The organism is Nesterenkonia ebinurensis (genome assembly GCF_008711175.1).
Classification (GTDB): domain Bacteria; phylum Actinomycetota; class Actinomycetes; order Actinomycetales; family Micrococcaceae; genus Nesterenkonia; species Nesterenkonia ebinurensis.
The window spans coordinates 18,461-36,215 of sequence record NZ_VWNF01000006.1 but is presented as its reverse complement, the minus strand read 5'-3'; the positions used below and the strand labels follow the sequence as shown (position 1 = coordinate 36,215).

The 17,755-nt window shown below is 62.1% G+C and carries 17 protein-coding genes; 8 read left to right on the top strand and 9 right to left on the bottom strand.

Features of this window, described 5'->3' with window-relative positions; all coding sequences use genetic code 11:
- The first annotated feature begins 280 nt into the window (after nucleotides 1–280).
- Complete coding sequence (locus tag F0311_RS02820) at nucleotides 281–928, top strand: MerR family transcriptional regulator (protein WP_150460449.1); 648 nt, start codon at nucleotides 281–283, stop codon at nucleotides 926–928.
- Nucleotides 925–1,953 (top strand): hypothetical protein, encoded by a 1,029-nt coding sequence (locus F0311_RS02815; protein ID WP_150460448.1) that lies wholly within the window; start codon nucleotides 925–927, stop codon nucleotides 1,951–1,953. The genes F0311_RS02820 and F0311_RS02815 overlap by 4 nt, the downstream gene beginning before the upstream one ends.
- Before the next feature lie 273 nt (nucleotides 1,954–2,226).
- On the opposite strand, the gene F0311_RS02810 is transcribed toward F0311_RS02815, so the two are convergent.
- Nucleotides 2,227–2,799 (bottom strand): PadR family transcriptional regulator, encoded by a 573-nt coding sequence (locus F0311_RS02810; protein ID WP_150460447.1) that lies wholly within the window; start codon nucleotides 2,797–2,799, stop codon nucleotides 2,227–2,229.
- Nucleotides 2,800–2,917: 118 nt separating this feature from the next.
- On the opposite strand from F0311_RS02810, the gene F0311_RS02805 reads away from it, so the two are divergent.
- The 3 genes from F0311_RS02805 (at nucleotide 2,918) to F0311_RS02795 (ending at nucleotide 5,982) form a co-directional block, all read left to right on the top strand.
- Nucleotides 2,918–3,553 (top strand): NAD(P)-dependent oxidoreductase, encoded by a 636-nt coding sequence (locus F0311_RS02805; protein ID WP_150460446.1) that lies wholly within the window; start codon nucleotides 2,918–2,920, stop codon nucleotides 3,551–3,553.
- Entirely contained in the window at nucleotides 3,550–5,079 is a 1,530-nt protein-coding gene (locus tag F0311_RS02800; RefSeq protein ID WP_150460445.1) for an MFS transporter, read from the top strand. Before F0311_RS02805 ends, F0311_RS02800 begins: the two co-directional genes overlap by 4 nt.
- A gap of 141 nt (nucleotides 5,080–5,220) precedes the next feature.
- On the top strand, nucleotides 5,221–5,982 hold the full coding sequence (locus F0311_RS02795) for a TetR/AcrR family transcriptional regulator (RefSeq protein ID WP_150460444.1): 762 nt from the start codon (nucleotides 5,221–5,223) through the stop codon (nucleotides 5,980–5,982).
- A 736-nt stretch (nucleotides 5,983–6,718) separates the two neighbouring features.
- Here the strand turns inward: F0311_RS02795 and F0311_RS18345 are convergent.
- From F0311_RS18345 to F0311_RS02785, 3 genes are all read right to left on the bottom strand, one after another.
- Nucleotides 6,719–7,090: a hypothetical protein gene (locus tag F0311_RS18345; RefSeq protein WP_223881091.1), complete on the bottom strand. Its 372-nt coding sequence runs from the start codon at nucleotides 7,088–7,090 to the stop codon at nucleotides 6,719–6,721.
- A 168-nt stretch (nucleotides 7,091–7,258) separates the two neighbouring features.
- Nucleotides 7,259–7,801, bottom strand: coding sequence for an LLM class flavin-dependent oxidoreductase (locus F0311_RS18340; protein WP_223881090.1), 543 nt, complete (start codon nucleotides 7,799–7,801; stop codon nucleotides 7,259–7,261).
- Nucleotides 7,802–7,818: 17 nt separating this feature from the next.
- Nucleotides 7,819–8,382: a YceI family protein gene (locus tag F0311_RS02785; RefSeq protein WP_150460443.1), complete on the bottom strand. Its 564-nt coding sequence runs from the start codon at nucleotides 8,380–8,382 to the stop codon at nucleotides 7,819–7,821.
- 164 nt (nucleotides 8,383–8,546) lie between these two features.
- Between F0311_RS02785 and F0311_RS02780 the strand changes: the two genes are divergently transcribed.
- Complete coding sequence (locus tag F0311_RS02780) at nucleotides 8,547–9,398, top strand: helix-turn-helix transcriptional regulator (RefSeq protein ID WP_150460442.1); 852 nt, start codon at nucleotides 8,547–8,549, stop codon at nucleotides 9,396–9,398.
- A complete protein-coding gene (locus tag F0311_RS02775) occupies nucleotides 9,289–9,852 on the top strand; it encodes an SAM-dependent methyltransferase (RefSeq protein WP_317982541.1) in 564 nt (187 codons plus the stop codon). The genes F0311_RS02780 and F0311_RS02775 overlap by 110 nt, the downstream gene beginning before the upstream one ends.
- Before the next feature lie 36 nt (nucleotides 9,853–9,888).
- Here F0311_RS02775 and F0311_RS02770 read toward each other — a convergent pair whose 3' ends face one another.
- The 5 genes from F0311_RS02770 to F0311_RS02750 form a co-directional block, all read right to left on the bottom strand.
- Entirely contained in the window at nucleotides 9,889–10,440 is a 552-nt protein-coding gene (locus F0311_RS02770) for an RDD family protein (protein ID WP_150460440.1), read from the bottom strand.
- Between the two features lie 305 nt (nucleotides 10,441–10,745).
- Nucleotides 10,746–11,630, bottom strand: coding sequence for an NAD(P)-dependent oxidoreductase (locus F0311_RS02765; RefSeq protein WP_150460439.1), 885 nt, complete (start codon nucleotides 11,628–11,630; stop codon nucleotides 10,746–10,748).
- Between the two features lie 21 nt (nucleotides 11,631–11,651).
- The gene (locus F0311_RS02760) at nucleotides 11,652–13,331 is read right to left on the bottom strand and encodes an MFS transporter (protein ID WP_150460438.1); all 1,680 of its coding nucleotides are present in this window, start codon (nucleotides 13,329–13,331) and stop codon (nucleotides 11,652–11,654) included.
- A gap of 52 nt (nucleotides 13,332–13,383) precedes the next feature.
- On the bottom strand, nucleotides 13,384–13,785 hold the full coding sequence (locus F0311_RS02755; protein ID WP_150460437.1) for a RidA family protein: 402 nt from the start codon (nucleotides 13,783–13,785) through the stop codon (nucleotides 13,384–13,386).
- A 41-nt stretch (nucleotides 13,786–13,826) separates the two neighbouring features.
- Nucleotides 13,827–14,465: an NADPH-dependent FMN reductase gene (locus F0311_RS02750; RefSeq protein ID WP_150460436.1), complete on the bottom strand. Its 639-nt coding sequence runs from the start codon at nucleotides 14,463–14,465 to the stop codon at nucleotides 13,827–13,829.
- 132 nt (nucleotides 14,466–14,597) lie between these two features.
- Between F0311_RS02750 and F0311_RS02745 the strand changes: the two genes are divergently transcribed.
- Nucleotides 14,598–17,720, top strand: coding sequence for an AfsR/SARP family transcriptional regulator (locus F0311_RS02745; protein WP_150460435.1), 3,123 nt, complete (start codon nucleotides 14,598–14,600; stop codon nucleotides 17,718–17,720).
- The last annotated feature ends 35 nt before the right edge of the window (nucleotides 17,721–17,755 follow it).

Genomic DNA, 17,755 nt, shown 5'->3' with positions numbered 1-17,755 from the left:
AGCGGATGCACGGATGCCACGGCAGGGCCGTGGTGCACGCCCCACCAACGGTGGCAACGTGCATCATATGCGCAGAGTGCTGACGGTGCCGTGGGCAGCGGGCAAGATGGCGTGCTGCTGATCGAGGCGCAGTGACTGCGATTGCGGCTGTATGTACTGATGAGCCGGCCTCCAGTGCCGTCGTTGCTGGCCGCGTGGTCTAGGCGGGCGGTTGAGGAGCGATGTGGCGCGCAGCACGACACTATTGATAGTTTCACGATCGATAGTGATACTATCAATTATGCGCGTCTCTGAACTCAGCGAACGCACCGGTGTCAGCGTCCCTTCTATTAAGTACTACACGAGGGAGGGACTGCTTCCTGCTGGGGAGCAGACTGGCTATAACTCGACCGACTACGGCGAGGCCCACGTGGCTCGCCTTCGTCTGGTCCGGGCGTTGATCGATTCCGGTGGGCTGAGTGTCGCGGCCGCCGGTCGGGTGATCGCTGCGCTCGATGATCCTGATGTGTCGTTGCCGCAGGTGTTCGGCATCGCTCAGCAGGCCGTGCCGCGTGAGGTCAACGCTCCTTCGGAGTCTGCGCTGGATGCGGTTCGGGAGGTGATGCGCGAGTGTGGTTGGGCGACTGTGGCGCAGAACCCGGGCATCCCACTGGCTGGGAGTGTGATCGATGACCTGGCCCGGACTGGGCACACTGAGGTGACCGATCGGCTCTCCCGGTACGCAGCGGCGATGGATCTGGTGGCCGAGGCGGACCTCGATGCTGTGGCCTCCAGCGGCGATAGCGATCAGATGGCAGAGACGGTGGTGGTGGGCATCGCCCTCGGCGATGCTCTGCTGGCGGGTCTGCGTCGCATCGCCCAGGAATCCCACACTCACCGCCGGTACAACGACGGAGTCGTACCCACAGAGAACAAGGAACCCACATGAGCTTCTCTGGCACCACCGCTGAAGCGAGGCCCCCGAGCCCGCTGCCTCGCCCCGACCGTTGGCACCGGCCACTGATCGGCCTGGCTCTGGTCATGGTTGCGCTCTCGGTGGTCACCGTGGTGCTGGCGATCATTGATCCGCGCGAGATCCTTGGCCAGAATGCCTGGTTCAAGCCATTGAAGTTCGCCCTCTCCATCGCAATCTACGCGGTGACCCTGGCCTGGCTGATCGGCCAGGTGCGTCGCCTGCGACGGGTCGCCGATGCCCTGGGCACCGTGACCGCACTCGCGCTGGTGGTGGAGATCGTGATCATCGTCGGCGCGGCTGCACTCGGCACGACGAGTCACTTCAACGTCGCTACCCCGTTGAACACCACACTGTGGGCGGTGATGGCCGTCTCGATCACCATCGTCTGGCTGGCGAGCTTAGTCGTGGGTGCCGCCGTGGCACTTAGCCCCGGCCCCGACCCCGCACGGAACCTCGCCGTGCGCGCCGGAGTCATCCTCGGTGTCGTCGGGATGGCACTGGCGTTTTTGATGACCGGTCCCAGCGAGGATCAGCTCAATGACTTCCAAGGGGTGGCCGGTGCCCACGCGGTGGGCGTCGACGACGGCGGAGCTGGCATGCCGTTCTTCGGCTGGAGCACCGAGGGCGGTGATCTGCGCATCCCGCACTTCGCCGGAATTCACGCCCTGCAGGCCATCCCGCTAAGCCTGCTCACGATCGAACTGCTCTCTGTCCGGTTTCTCGTTTTGCGCGAACAGCAGGTGCGCTACCGGCTAGTGCTTATCGGCGCACTTGCCTTCACCGTCGTACTCGGCATCCTCACCTGGCAGGCACTGAGCGGTGAATCGATCGTCTCTCCTTCGACTCCCACCCTCACCGCGGGCCTCATCACCGCAGCCGGGGCGGTTAGCGCCGCGACCACTGTACTGATCACTGTAGCCCGCACCAGAAAAACGATCGACACACCCGCAAGCCCTCACCGGGTGAACTCACCCGCTCCAGATAAGGAGCGGCAATGACCAAAGCTATAAGCCTCTCTGTGCAAGGACTGGGCAGACGGTGCCGCGAGGTGGCCCCATCAATGAAGCCTCCTTCGACGTCGAAGCGACCTGGGTTCCGTTCCGAGGTAGACCCAGGCATCATCGAGAGCTCCTGATCACTCCGGAGAGCGCGCGAAGACTCATTCGCGCTCTGACGTGACGACGACCCGCCAGCACGTGTGACTCTCTCGGTCAGGGGAGGTGCCTCACAGCGTGTCAATTGCGATGAGGGTGAGCGATGACTCGGTCGGGTCAGTTCTGGGCCTGGGGTGTCTCGTTGGCCATGGTGTAGTCGCCGCGTTGGAGTCTTGCGATCAGGCCCTGGGTCCAGGTGATCGAGCTGTCGGCGGTATGTGCCCACAGTCGGATGGCCTCGACGTGGTGAAGCCAGTCCTCCTGTGTGCCCTCGTACTCGCCGACGACCTGTTCGCGCCAGGCCCGGTAGGCATCGACGCGTTCTTCGAGCAGTTCGATCACTCGGGGGCGCGGAAGCTCGGTCATGAATCCGATTCCTGTGATCGTGTCGGCGATGTCGCCCTCGTGGCTGCGCAGTGACTGCTCCAGCAATTCGAAGAACGCCCTCTCGCCGTCTTTTGTGAGGACGTACTTGGTGCGCGCAGGGCCACTGGAGGTCGCTGCCGTTTCTGTCGCGACCTCCAGGAGTCCGTCCACGGTCAGCTTCTTCAGCGCATGGTAGATCGACCCCTGACGGATGTTCGCCCACAGATGCACACCGCGCGTACCCAGATCGCGGCGGACCTGGTAGCCGTGCGCTTGGCCGAGCTCGCGTACTGAGCCCAGCACCAATAGCTTTGTTGCGATCATCGTGCTCCTCAATGTTTTGACCTAGGTTCAGCATACGCAACACTGGTCAACATTGACTACTTGTCTCACCTCGTCTACATTCATCTGTGTAGTCAAGTCGTACTAGTGGGAGTGTGTGATGCATATCGTCGTCGCAGGAGCAACTGGAGCCACCGGCCGCCTGGTGGTCGAGCAAGCCATCGAGGCCGGCCATGAGGTCACCGCCCTGGTGCGGGACGCTGCCCGGTTCACCGGACCCAAGGCGGTGCGTCTGGTTGAGGCTGATGTGGTCTCCGGGGGTGGCGTCCACCTTCCCCCCGGCGCTGATGTGGTGATTTCGGCGCTGGGAAAGCGTTCGGCCAAGGACAAGGCCCCGGTGTGCGAGTCGGGGGTGCGTCATCTGCTGGCTGCGATGCAGCAGGCAGGGCTGAACAGGATCGTGGTCATCTCCGCCGCCCCGGTGCTGCGTTCAGGAGAAGGCGAGGGCCGATTCTCCCGGTGGGTGCTCGGCCCCTTGGTGCGCCTGTGGGGCCGCCACATCTATCCCGACATCGCACGTATGGAAGAGGTGCTCCAAGGAGCCGGGGACTGGTGTGCGTGGACGATCATCCGTCCCGGCTACCTCACCAACGCCACCGAGGTCGGGCGCTACCGGCTTGTGGCCGGGGCCAACGACCCGGCGAACACCCGTCGCCCGGACCTCGCCGCAGGGCTCCTAGCCGTAGCTGGCGACCCTTCCACCGCGGGTCGTGCCTTCGGGATTGGCAGCCGATGAGTACTCGCGTAGTGAAGGCGTCCTGGCGGCAGTGGTGTGGCCTGGGTGCGATGTCGATCGCGCTGTTCATGATGTCCACCGATCTGACCATGCTCTTCATCGCCCAGCCGCACATCGGCGCTGACCTGCGCCCGACCGCGGCGCAGGCATTGTGGATCATCCATGTCGGTGAGTTTCTGGCCGCGAGTCTGGTCATCACCATGGGTAGGCTCGGGGATCGCATCGGCCGCAAGCGCCTGCTGATGATCGGGATCACCGGTTATGGCATCGCCTCGATGATCGCTGCCTTCGCCCCCACTAGCGAGGCACTCATCGCCGCCCGGGCGATCCTGGGCGTCGCGACCGCTACTGTCACTCCCTCAGCCATGGCGCTGCTGCGCTCCATGTTCACCGACCCGGGTGAATTCTCCCGCGCCTTCGCCATCTTGATGACCGCCTTCTCTGCCGGGATGGCCTTCGGTCCGCCCATGGGCGGGCTGCTGGTCGAGAACTTCTGGTGGGGTGCGGTGTTCCTGGTCAACGTGCCCGCAGCACTCATCCTGCTGGCGGTCGCCCCGTGGACGCTGCCGGAGTTCCGTGACGACCAGCGGGTCCGTCTCGACCCGCTCAGCATCCTGCTGTCGGTGGTGGCAATCATGGGTGTGATCTACGGTATCCAGCAGGCGGCCGAGGGTTCCATCGCTCTCCAGCACATCCTGGTCACCATTCTCGGCCTGGTCTGTGGATACCTGTTCTTGCGTCGCCAACGGCGCCTGGACCAGCCGCTGCTGGACCTCACCCTCTTCGACTACCGTGCCGTGTGGGTCACCTTGATCGCGTTGTTCTTTGTGATGATCGCTTTCGCCGGACCCGAGATCCTCATCGCACCCTTCCTCCAGCTCGGCCTGGATCTCACCGCACTGCAGGCGGGCATGATCCTGTTCATCCCCGCAGTGATCTCGATTCCAGCCACCCTGGTAGCGCCCGCGCTGAAAAGACGGTTCGGCATCCGCGGCGGCACCGCTGTTTCCCTAGCACTGGCCGCAGCGGGGTTTGTCACCTCGGCATCCGCGCTGCTTACCGGAGGCAACACCACCACCCTGGTGGTTCTGACCGTCGGGATGTCTCTGGTCGCTCTGGCCAGTGCGGCTATGACTCTGCTCAGCGAGCTGCTGATCACCACCGCTCCCATCCAGCGCACCGGCAGCATGAGCGCCCTCCAGGACGTCAGCAGCGGGCTGGGAGCCGCCAGCGGTGTGGCCCTGCTGGGCACCATTAGCGCCCTGGTCTACCGATATACCCTCACCCCACCCGAAGGCCTCAGCAGCGCCGACGCACAAGTGGCGGCCGAGAATCCCGGGGCCGCGGCGAGCCTCGCCGACCAGCTCAACGCCGCAGACCGCACCAGCTTCCTGTCCTCGATCGCCGAGTCCATGAGTCTCGGACTGCAATCGGCCCTGCTCATCGCAGCTGCCCTGACGGTGGCGCTCATCGCGCTCCTGCTCCTCGGGTTGCGCGGCTACACCGAACAATCAACGGACAAATAGTGGCTCTACTGTGACCATCGTGCCGCTTACCAGAAGGGTCCTCTCAAGTCCTGCCGAAAGAGTTGTGTTCAATCAGGTGCTTTGAATAGACGGAGTACAGCGTATGTAGATGTAATGCCAGCCAATGATGAAGAGTAGAGAATGACACTTGGGGATGAATCAGCAGATCGTTTACGGTTCAGCTTGGGTCTGCTATGGCGGGTTGGTCAGCTTCCAAAGCCAGGCCCCAAGCGGACCCTCACTATCGAGGGAATCGTAGCTGCAGCGATCGCTATCGCTGACAACGAGGGTATCGAGGCACTGAGTATGCGCCGCGTGGCCGATGAGCTCGGCGCGGGCGCCATGTCGTTGTATCGCTATGTGCCAAGTAAGACCGAACTACTCAACCTGATGCTCGATCACGTCCATGCGCCCACCGATGCTTCAGGGTGCACATGGCGTGAGGTCACCGAAGCCCATGCGCGGCAAACTTGGCGACGTTACCTCGCCCACCCCTGGCTGCTCCAAGTCAACTGGTCCCGTCCGGTCCCCGGCCCGCACATGGTCGCCGACTTCGACGCCGCCCTCGCTGCACTCGACGGCCTTGGTCTAAAGGACGTCGAACGCGTCATGATCCACAACGTCGTCGACGGCTACGTCACTGGTCTGGCTCGGAGTTATGTGCTCAGCCAGGATGCTTCCAAGGATTCTGAGATCAGCGATCAGCAGCACTGGGACTATATGACCCCCATTCTCGATACCGCCGTGGCAACCGGCAACTACCCGACACTGGCAGTACTGTCCGACAGCGCCTTCGGCGCAAACTGGCAGAAGATTTTCGATTTCGGGCTCGAACGCCTCCTGGACGGTCTAGAGCAGTTCATCGATAACCAGGCACCAGACCGCGACCCCGAACTCGAGTAATCTGGAAATGTGGGTGATCGATAGGCCGCCAACGCGGTCATCTGATTCCCTGCATCACTGTTCGCCGCGCTCCCACCAAAACGGGTAGTCAGGGGTTTTTGTCGGTCAGTTAGTCATCTCCCGACCTCCGGTGACCAGGCCATACCGCCAGATGGTCGATGCCAACAATAGTGCAGCCGCCCGTTTTTGGAGGGCCTTGGACGTAGAGCGGCCCCTAAAGGCCTCACACTGCGGTCATGCGCTCAGCAGTGTAGCCGGGCGGCTGCCAGATGCACATAAAAAAGTGCATTCTTCTTGGAAACGGAATGCCGGTAGAGCAGGTAGCCCACTTCGGATGAGTTCAAAATGACAGTTTTAGTCTCCGAGGAGGCCCCGCCGCGGAATGCGGTGGCCGTGATCTCTGCTCCGATGCCTTGACCTCGGGCATATGGATATGCAAAGGCGAAGTGTACGCTGACGGACGACACCAGCCCAGCCACGCGGAATAGCGAGGTCGTCGCTGTCGCCAATCTGTCTGACCGTCAGGCACGTGAGTGTCGGGACAGTGCTCAGCTGGTTTAGACGGTATGTGATAGCTCATCTGCCCATGATGGGCCGCGGGGTCTGGGCCTCGCTCGTGGGTTACCGGCAAGAAGTCCCTTGCCCGGTCGCGCCGACATTTGTGCCAGGCTCCGATGCTTACTGAGCGCAGTAGCGTAGGTTTGGATGTGCACGCACTCCTTGTGTCTACTCAACTTTAGGGCTGGAGTTGCTTGTATTCATGAACTGTGCGATCGCCCCGGCCTGCGAGCTGTTCGCGCACGCGCGGGTAGACCTCTCTACCGAACAGTTCCAGGGAACGGGTCTTCATGTCATGCGGCAGGGGGCCGACGTCGTAGTTGATGTCGACCCGATCCAAGCCCAAAGTCAGAATCAGTTCAGTCAGCTGGTTAGCGGCAGTCTCAGGCGATCCCACTAAGTTCGCCCCAGAGTCAATGGCCGCTTCGAAATTCTCTTTCGACTGGGGTAGCCAGCCACGCTCCCGGCCGATTCTGGAAAACATGGCCCGGTGATACGGCCACACAGCGTCACGGGCACCCTGGTCGGTGTCGTCAATGTATCCGTTCATGGCCAGCCCCACCCGAGGCCGCGGCATCCCGTACTGGTCGGCCCCTCGTCGGAAAAGCTCAGTCGATGCCGTTAGTCGCGACATTGACATTCCGAGGTTGGCGAGCATGAGGTTGAACCCATAGCGAGCGGCGCGAAGGATTGATTGCGGGCTACCGCCCACCCCGACCTAGGTCCGGATGCCATCGGTAGTCTCACTGCGCGGATACACCGCCTGGCCCTCCAATGCGGGGCGCGTACTTCCCTGCCAGTGTATGGGCCCCTCCTCTCGCAGCTGCGCCCATAGGTTGAGGCGTGCCTCGAAAAGAGTCTCGTAGTCAGCTACGTCGAAGCCGAAAAGCGGGAAGGACTCGGTGAATGAACCGCGCCCAAGAATCGGCTCGGCACGCCCAGAGGAAATTCCATCAAGAGTGGCCCACCGCTGATAGGCGCGCAAGGGACCGTCGGTGGTGAGCACGGTCACCGCCGAACTGAGTGTGATGCGTTCAGTACGTCCGGCAATCGCGGCCAGTGCGACTTCCGGCGACGAAGAGACGAAATCATCACGGTGATGCTCGCCGAGGCCGTAGGCGTCGATCTCCAGTTGTTCTGCGAGCGCCCCGTGTTCGACGACGCGCCGGAGCACCTCGCTGTCTGAAGGCCGGGAGCCATCCGGTTCCATCGATACACCGGCGAAGCTCTGCACTCCGAGCTGGACGGGGGACTCAGACACTGCAGGGATCCTCTCGCTCATGTGTGCTGGGGCTCAATGAACTGGACGTCGAGTTCGATGGCGATCCGGTCGCCGAGAACGGCCTCACCGGCACCGAAATGAAGCCCGAAATCGCGACGGCGCAGCTGACCTGTGGCCTCGAATCCGGCATGCGGAAGTCCATCGACCACGCTGGTCTGGACTCCGCCGAACTCGACATCGAATGTGATCGGCTGGGTGACTCCGCCGATGGTCAGCTCACCGTCGAGCTGTCCCTGCTCGCCGTCGTCATTGGTGATACGCACGCGGGTCGAACGAAACGTCATCGTGGGACGTTTCTCGACGTTGAGGAAGTCAGCGCCGCGGATATGGGTGTCGCGGTCGGCATTGCCGGTGTCGATCGATCCTAGACCGACAGTTGCGGCGACGGAGTGATCACCGCTGTTCTCAGCAATCTGCAGGCTGCCCTCTAGTTGGGCAAACCGACCACGGACCTTGGATACTCCGAGGTGACGGATCGCGAAGCCAATGTTTGAGTGGGACGGGTCGAGCTCCCACTTACCTGGTGCAAGCGGCAACTTGGTGACGGTCTTGCTGGTCATAGAATCCTCCTGAGGGACGTTCAGCCACTGAGACGGTGGCACACCATGTGGACAGAACCAGCATGGTGGCGACACCACCGGGCAACCAGACCACGCTGAGACTAGTAGTCACAGGGCTACCCTCGCGGATGTACCGCATAAGAAGCCTCGGTAGACTGCGATACATGCCTGATAACGAACTGGGATGCTTCCTACGCAGCCGTCGCGAGGCCATCACTCCCGAGCAGGTAGGGCTGGTCCCGGGCACTCGACGCCGGACCCCGGGGCTGCGCCGATCTGAACTGGCTACCCTGGCGGGCCTGAGCGTGGAGTATCTCAGCCGTCTCGAACAGGGGCGTGACCGAAATCCCTCACCACCGGTGCTTCATGCTCTAGTGACTGCTTTGCAGCTCTCGCCAGTTGAGGCGCAGCTGCTGCACCGGGCAGCCAAAGCCGCTGGTAACCGGGACTGCCCTGTGGCGCACCCACCTGCCCGGCAGATCCGCCCGACCATTCAGCTGCTGCTCGAGCAGTTCGAAGCGACCCCCGCCGCGGTGCTGAACCGGGCTGGTGAAATTCTGGCCTGGACCACCGGCTATGAGTCCATCTCCGGGCCGACGGGCATGCTCGATTCGACGTTGCCGAGCATCCCCCGGTTCGTCTTCAATGACAGTCGAGCCAGAACTGTCTACCCGGACTGGGACACCGTGGCAGACCGATGGAGCGCCGAACTTCGTGAGGGTTTGTCTCGCCCTGACCCGTACGTGGCAGAACTCGCTGAAGAACTCTCAGTCACAGCTGGTCCGGGATTCAACGATCGGTGGAACGGACCCCCGGTGGTGCCGCCGCGCAACGGTCATGAACGGGTCATCCACCCACAGGCCGGTGAACTGAGCCTTGCCTACGAGGTGCTTGAACTTCCTGATAGTGACGACCAGCGCCTGCTGGTGCAGCTCCCCGCTGACGAGCACACCTCATCCCTCCTCACCCAACTCACAGCTGTCCCCCAGCCGACCCTACGAATTGTCGGAGGCTGAGGTGCTGCTTTCGCCCATCGGGTACGTCACAAGTACTCGGGCTGAGGCACGTGATGATCACTGGGACTCCGAGACCGCTTCAATAGCACTAACTGAGGACTTCGCGTCCGATGCCCTTGTCGGATTGGACACCTTCAGCCACGTCGAGATCGTCTACTACTTTCATCGAGTCCCTGACGAGAAAATTGAGCACGGTGCGCGCCACCCTCGCGGCAACGAGGACTGGCGAGCAGTCGGGATCTTCGCGCAACGCGGGAAGAACCGTCCCAATCGTCTCGGTATCAGTGTCTGCCGGATCATTGGAATCGAAGGCAAGATTCTTCGAGTCGACGGGCTCGATGCCATTGACAGCACACCCGTGCTCGATGTTAAACCCTGGATGGCCGAGTTTGGCCCTCGTGGCGTTGTTCAGCAGCCCGAATGGTCGACCGAGTTGATGCGTGACTACTGGTGAGGCTGCCACCAACCACATCGGAATGGTCAGTAAGCCCTACACCCCCCCCCGACACCGCAGTTCAGCTTGGTCCACCCTGGTGCAGATTGGACGACAGTACACGCGAGAGTTCACGGCCATGTCGTGCATGGCGATCCCAGAGCGGCGCAGCAAGCCCCAGAAGCCGATGCCGATCACACCGTAGGTGAGTAACGAAACTGCAATCAGGCGTCGGTCTGAACTCTCAAAGCCGCCATACACGGTACCAATAGCGACGATGTGTCCCAACTGCCAAGGCACGGCGATCTTCAGAACGTTCCTACTGATAGCCCTAGCAAGCGAAAGAGGCTGACCATCAGATCGCTCCACTCGCAGGCCGAGCCGTCGTTTCCCCCAGGTCGCGCCACGTACCTCCGCACGTGCAGCCACGCCTGTGGCGATGATCACTGGGACAACGCTTACGGAGATCACGAACGCCTGGGACTTGTCCCAACCAGCACTCGTGGACAACGCACCGACCGGCGCTGTGGCGGCCGCAATCCCAAGGTATCCAGCCACATCCAGCGCGTAGGCAGCGAGCCGACGCGCCGCCAGCTGGTTGAACTTCATGTTCACATTTTCTCTAGACAACCGCCTCGCTTCCGAGCGTCTCGACCGGACCGAACGCGCGGACGTCCTCTTACCAATGGTCACCAGGAGCTGCCCCAACGGGGTCCCATCGCAGAACCACTGAATATTCCTGAGAGTCTTCCAAGATAGCGGTGCATCAGGTTCTGCCCCTGGGAATGGCGCGGTAGCGCAAGGCCCCGCCAAGAGAGACCGTACAGAACGACGACGATTCCAGTGGGCAACCGGGCAGTGTTTCGTGACGCGGGTGAGCGTGACAGGGGGATTTCTCTGGCATGGTTGGTGTTTTAGTGACGTGTCAGCCGGATCTCATCGATCAGGCGCGAGAAGCCGTCGTTGACATGCCCCTTGTGAACGCTTTGATCGATCCAGGCCTTGAGCTGGCGTAACGGTGCGGCGCCGACACCGGCCTGCTCGCGACTGTCGATCACGTCGCCCATCAGCGCGGCATGGGTTCGTAGTGGCCCCATCTCCAGTGGATGGACGCCAGTCTGCGCCGCTTGCACCATGGCTTTCAGTAGTGGGCCGGAGGAGACCACAGAGTCCACCGCGAGCGGAGAGAAATCACTGAGGTCTCCTCCTTCGGCTTCGACGTAGGCAAGGTTGCGAAGGTAGGAATCCCAGGTCTCGTATCCTAGGGTCACCAGTGCGGTGAAGTACGCGGCCGCAGATCCTGGGTCGGGTCCGTAGAACTTCGAGACACCGCCGAGGCTCTGCAGTAATCGTTTGTGTTCCTGGTAGGTGGTCTCTGATCCGCTGTAGAACAGCATGGCCTCTTCGCTTCCGATGTTTTCAGGGCCGGCCATGATGCTGGCATCGAGATACTGAGCATGCTGTGCTTCGGCCCAGCGGGCTGCTTCACGCGCCTGGGCGGGGTTACTGCTGGTGAAATTCACCAGTTGCCTGCCATTTATAGCCGACCCCAGGGAGCTGAGGACTTCCATGACAGCGGTGTGATCCAGTACGCAGACCACTACCACATCGGCACTCTTGACTGCCTGGCTAGGTGAGTCAGCGATGATCGCCCCATGGGCGCCTAGTGCTTGTGCGCGTCCGGATGTGCGGTTCCAGACCGTTGTCGGCCGCCCTGCGGCGAGTACCGCCTTGGCGATGGCGCTTCCCATCGCGCCAGTACCGAGTACGGCTACGGACCCTTCGAGACTGAGATCCACAATTGTCGTTGTCCGGCATGTTCATCTCTCCTTCTGCTTGATGAGGGTCTCCTGTTCGTGCTCCACGGAGGTGGTTTCCTGGCCATCGTCGCGGCTGTGTTGACCGCGGTGACGGGGACGGTCCCGGAAGACGAGGACGACGGCAATCAGCAGTGCGGCGAGTCCCATGAACGCTGCTCCGATGATCGCGAAGTTCTGCAGTCCCGTGCCGATCGCTTCGTGCACCACCTCGAGTAGAGCAGGTCCGGTGGAGCCGAGGTTTTCTGCTGTGGTGACTCCGCCGTGGAGGCTGGCCAGCGCTGAGTCAGCAGCGGTCTCGGGTACCTGAGATGGTATCGACGTCTCCAGCCAGGCGCGGTAGAACACCGTACCGAGGGCGCCACCTGCCGCGATTCCGAGTCCATGCCCCATTTCGGCGCTGACCTCTTGTGCAGCGCTGACTGATCCGACCTTTTCCGCCGGTGCGCTGGAGATGATCAGATCGACGATCAGAGCAAAGCCTCCTCCTTGCCCGATAGCAATGACTGATAGTGCGGCGATGATGGCCGGAAGTCCAGTGTCGGCACCGGCGGTAACTGCGACTAAAATCCCGCCTACCGTGGCGGTGCCGAGCCCGAGTGCCACCACCACCGCCGGGCGCATCTTTTTGGCGAGAGCTGGCGCGAGCAGGGCTCCGAGAATGTTGAACGCTACAAAGGGTAGGGTCGCCAGGCCGGCCTGCAGTGGGGTCAGACCGATCACCAGCTGGAGGTATTGGGTGACCAGGAAGTAGATTCCCATAGCACCGATGGTGAATACCAGCACTGCGCCCAGGGAGGGCCCGACGCGCCGGTCGGCCAGCAGGGCCATGTCGAACAGCGGTTCAGTCAGTTGGCGCTGGCGGCGGATGAAAAACCACAGCGCCAATACGCCCGCAGTCGCGATGCTGATGTTGACCCAGACTGTTCCTTCACCGGTCTGCTGTCCGGTGGCCAGTTCCTGCAGTCCATAGACAAGGGCGAAGATCCCGACAATGGAGAGGACGATGCTGGGCACATCGAAGCCGCCGGTGTTGCGCTCAGTGCGTTCAGGCAGCAGCCAGGGCCCCAGCAGCAGCAGCGAGGCCATGAAGGGGACGTTGATAAGGAACACTGAACCCCACCAGAAGAACTCCAGCAGCGCCCCACCCATCAGGGGACCGAGCGCGCCGCCTACTGAAAAGGAGCTGAACATGATCGCCACGGCAAATCGGCGCTGGGTCTCGTTGGTGAACATTGTCCTGAGCAGTGAGAACAGTGAGGGCATCAATGTCGCCCCGGCCACACCGAGCAGGGCTCGGGCGATGATAAGCATCTCGGCGTTGACTGAGAACGCGGCAACGGCAGAGAGTACTCCGAAAGCAGCCCCTCCGATCAGTAGTAGCCGGCGGGGACCAATACGGTCTCCGACACGTCCCGCGGTCACCAATAGGGCACCTATGACGAAGGTGTAGATGTGAGTGATCCACATCCCTTGAGAGGCGCTGGTGTCCAGGTCCGCGCTGAGGGTGGGCAGCGCCAGGAACAGCACGGTCAGGTCAGAGGCGACCATCAGCATCGGCAGTACCAGAAGGGCCAGTCCAGCCCATTCCTTCCACGTGGCTCGTGTATCAGTGTCAGATACCGGTATCGGCGTCGTCGGTGGTCCCTCATAGTCGTTCGCGGTTTTATCGGCCGGGGTCATGAGATCGTCTCTTTCGCTTGGTGTTCGTCGTTCGGGTGTGTTCTGTTGTCGTTCACCGAGAGTCATCGGTGACCGCGATGGCCTCGACCTCGAAGAGCATTCCCGGCAGGGCGAGGCCAGCGACTCCCAGGAGTGTCTGGGTCGGTGGTTTCTTGCCCCAAAGTGCTTCGATCTGGGCGACCAGAGTGCGGAGCTTGTCGGTGTCGAGATCCACCACGTAGGTCCGCAGTTGGACCACGTGTGCTGGTGTCACATCGGCTGCGGTCAGAGCGGTCCGGAGGTTGCGAAACGCTTGCCTGACCTGCCCGGTGAAGTCCGTGGATGTGACGTGTCCCTGCGCGTCTGAGGCGTACTGACCCGCTACGAAGACGAGATCGTGAGTCACCGCGAGATGGCTGTAGCCGAAGCTCACCGGGTTATGCAGGTCACCGGGGTTAAGTATCTGATGGGTCATGGTGGGAGGTCTCCTCATTGACGTTTTCGGTCCTTGAGCCGCTATGTGGGGACCGCGTGGGTTTCCCCATTGGCCGATGGTTCGAAGTCCAGGCCCGGGTAGGGACGGGCCTTCCGGGCTTGTCGCAGCATGGGGGCCCACCAGGCAAGTTCGTCGAGGACCGCGGTGGCCGGGACACGTAATCCAGCGGTGTCTACGGGGCGTCCGTCGTAGTCGAAGACTTTCTCGAAGTTCGCCAGGGAGATGAAGCTCTTGGTGGTGATAGCAGGGAACTCCGGGAAGATCCCCCGCAGGTGCTCCACCGCGGTCAGCCCACCGGTGACCCCGCCATAGGAGATGAAGGAGACCGGCCGGAGCACCCACTCGGTGTAGAACCAGTCGATCGCGGTCTTCAATGAGGCCGGATAGCTGCGGTTGTAGACCGGGGTGATCAGCGTGTAGGCATCGGCTTTGGCCAGCCTCGTGCCGAGCCGGACGACGCCCTCTGGAGGCGGAACACTGTAATCGTTGCCGGCCAGCTCCACGGGAAGTTTATAGTCGGCCAGGTCGATCACATCAACCTCGAAAGCCCCGTGTTTCTGGGCTTCTGCGGTGAACCATGTGGCCACTGTGGGGCCGAAGCGGTCGGGGCGGATGCTGCCGATGATCACAGCCAGGGTAGGGGTCTCGGCGGTGGGCATAGTCAATGGCTCCTATGAGTCGGTGAACGTGTCATCACTGATCGTGGACCGTGGTGTCTCCGGGATGTCTCCGAAAAATCTCCGAGGAGTCTCCGCAAGAAGTGGTTGGCACTGACTCCGTAGAATCGCACCATGAGAATTGAGGTGCTGGGACCAATCCGCATCCGGGACGACGACGGGTGTGTGGTCGAGGTGCCCGAGCGGAAAGTCCGCGCCCTACTGGCGGCCCTGGTCACCGCTGACGGGCAGGCAGTGCCCACCGAGACACTGTTGGACCAGGTCTGGGGCCAGACGCTGCCTGCGAATCCAGCCCGGGTCCTGCAGTCCAAGCTTTCTCAACTTCGGATTCTGCTGGACAGCGCAGCCGTTGGTGGTCGCGGGGTTCTGACGCGTGAGCCTGGCGGCTACCGCCTCGAGATCAATCATGGTAAATCTCAGGGAGCGGGGGAAGCCGTCCGCACCGATGCTGATGAGCTGCGGTGGCGTGTCCTCGAGGCACAAGCGGCCGCCGAGCCTGCCGAACAGTTGGAGACCCTTGACGGCATCCAAGAACTGTGGCGCGGCCGCCCCTACGGCGAGTTCGCTGACGAGCTGTGGGTCACTGCAGACACCACGGCACTGGAGGAAATCCGTCTGCAGGCAGCAGAGCTGCAGGCTGAGGCATTACTGGCGACCGGACGGCCCCAACCCGCCTATGCGGTGGTGCAGCCGCTACTGGGTGAACACTCCACTCGGGAAGCGCTGGTGGCCACTGCGATGCATGCCTGCTATCTGACCGGCAGACATCCGGAGTCCCTGAGACTGTACGAACGGCTGCGCACACATCTGGCTGAGGAGCTCGGAGCCGACCCACGCGCCACGACCCAAAAACTGCACCAGAAGATTCTCCGGCAAGATCCCGAACTCACACCTGCTCCGGTACCAAGTGGCCGGACTCAAGCAGTCTCCGTGCCGTCAAGTCCTCACGCCGATGCAAGGCGCCTGCAAGGGAACCTCCCGCAGCTCAGTTCTGCACTGATCGGGAGAGAGCCAGAGTTAGCAACTCTGAAAGAGCTCATCCTCAACCAGCGTCTGGTCACGGTGCTCGGTGCCGGTGGTGTAGGCAAGACGCGCCTGGCTACTGCTGCAGCAGTCAGTATCCTCGCGGACCAAGATGAGGGCTCGCAAGAGAGTGCACCGGACCTCAGCTCGGCCTGGTTCGTCGATCTCACCGGCCTGGCTGGGGGCGGGGCCATCGAATCCATCACGGAGCTGATGGTCACACTGCTCAAGCTGCCCGCGGCCCAGGGTGATCATGAAACGCTGCTCTCCCGTGTAGCCGCTGCACTGGAGGAGCGCAGGGCGCTGCTGGTGCTGGACAACTGCGAGCATCTGATCGACGCTGCACCGCTGTTCACCGCAGAGCTGCTCAGCAGAACAGAGCATGTGCGAGTGCTGGCAACCAGCCGCGAGCCGCTGGGCTTTCCGGAGGAGCAGCGACTCCCTCTCATGCCGCTCGCAGTGGAATGTCCTGTCCCCGACGATCAAGGCTCTCCCGCCCAGGGTGGTGCGGTGCAGCCGAGCGATGCGCCGGCGGTCAGGCTGTTCCTGGTCAGGACTCGTGCAGTCGCTCCGCAGCTTCAGCTCAGCGAACAGGACCACAGCATCATCGCCGAGCTCTGCCGTCGCCTGGACGGACTTCCGCTAGCGATCGAGCTCGCCGCCGGAAGGATGAACACCTTGACGCCCCAGGATCTGCTTGAACGCATCACCGACCGGCTCGATCTGTTTGCGGGTTCTGTCAGGGGCGCGCCGCGGCGCCAGCAGACTCTGCGTGGCATGCTCGACTGGAGCTGGGAGCTGCTTGACGAGACCGAACAAGCCCTCCTGCGCAGGCTCGCCGTTCACCCGACCAGCTGGACACTGGACACCATCGAGGCGATCTGCTCAGACTACGGTATGCCGGCAGGAACCGCCCAGACGCAGAACCCCGTTGAACATAGCCAGGCTGGACAGAGCGCGGATGAGCTGGGGAGCAGTCTGTTGCTTCGAACTGAGGCTTTGCCTGTACTCGCTCGGCTGGTGGACCGCAGCCTGGTCTCCACAGTGCACATCGAGGCCGAAAGCGGTACTACTGTGCGTTACCGGCTGCTGGAAACAGTGGCGACCTATGCCGCGGAGAAGCTCAAAAACACCGGGGAAAGGCCGGAGGTCGCGGCCCGCCACATCGCATACCACCGGACAATGGCGGAATGCGCCCGAGACTTCGTGTTCGGCCCCCATGCCCGGGACTGGATACGCTGGCTCGATGAGGAACGGGAACACCTCCGCCATGCCCATGCCGAAGCATTGCGTACCGGGGACGGAGCCAATGCGGTGGCGCTGATTCTCTCCACGTTCTGGTACCGCTGGATGACCGGACAGCTAGGGGGCCTGGTCCATGCCCTGCGGTCCACTGTGGCCTGTCAGGGGCCTCGCGACAACTCACATAAGCAAGCAGCAGTCCTGGTGGCCAGAGTCGATGAGAGTCCTGACATGGACATGAGTCCCCGGTATAGAGAGATCACCACTGCATTGGCTGCTTTCGGGGACGACGAGGAGTCTGTGCGAGCCCGTATGCAGGTGCAGTGGTTCCCCGCCACAGCCTTGATTACTTCGGAGGACTACCGACACATTGGCGAACAGCTGGCTCAGGAAGCCATCGACTACTTAGCAGCGCATGGAGACCTGCACGGTGCAGCTTTCGCCGCTGTTCAGCGGGATTTTTTCCTGCTGGACCATTGGAATGTTCCACCCCAGGGGTTGCCGGGTGGCCATGATGCGGAGACGATCTTGCGTGAGAGCGGCGACGACTACGGTCTTAGCCAACTGCTCACGGTACTTCACATCAAGGCAGAGAACGACGGCCAGACGGCAGCCGCTGAGAAGATCGCCGAAGAGGTCCTGGAACTGACTGTTAATCTTGATTTCAACGGTGAAGCTGCATACTGGTTTCTCATCCGTGCCCTGAACAGTCTCCGTGCCGGTGATTTTGATGCCGCAGAGAAGGCCATCGAGGAAGCACTGACCCTGACAAGAACGATGGCCTTCCGGCCCGTTGAAATATTCGCTAGGGCGGCTCAGGCGGCATGGGCAACGGCCCGCGGAGACACAATCAACGCGGTAGAGATCCTCGATTCTCTCTCTGCCGCCGAAAAGCATCATGGCGCCCGCTGGGTGACCCGAATACTGGGCGAAGAGGCTCTGCCCACCTCGGAGGAGTTCACCCGAGGCTGAGCTTTCATCAACGCCATTGCCGAAGTGGCGGAACC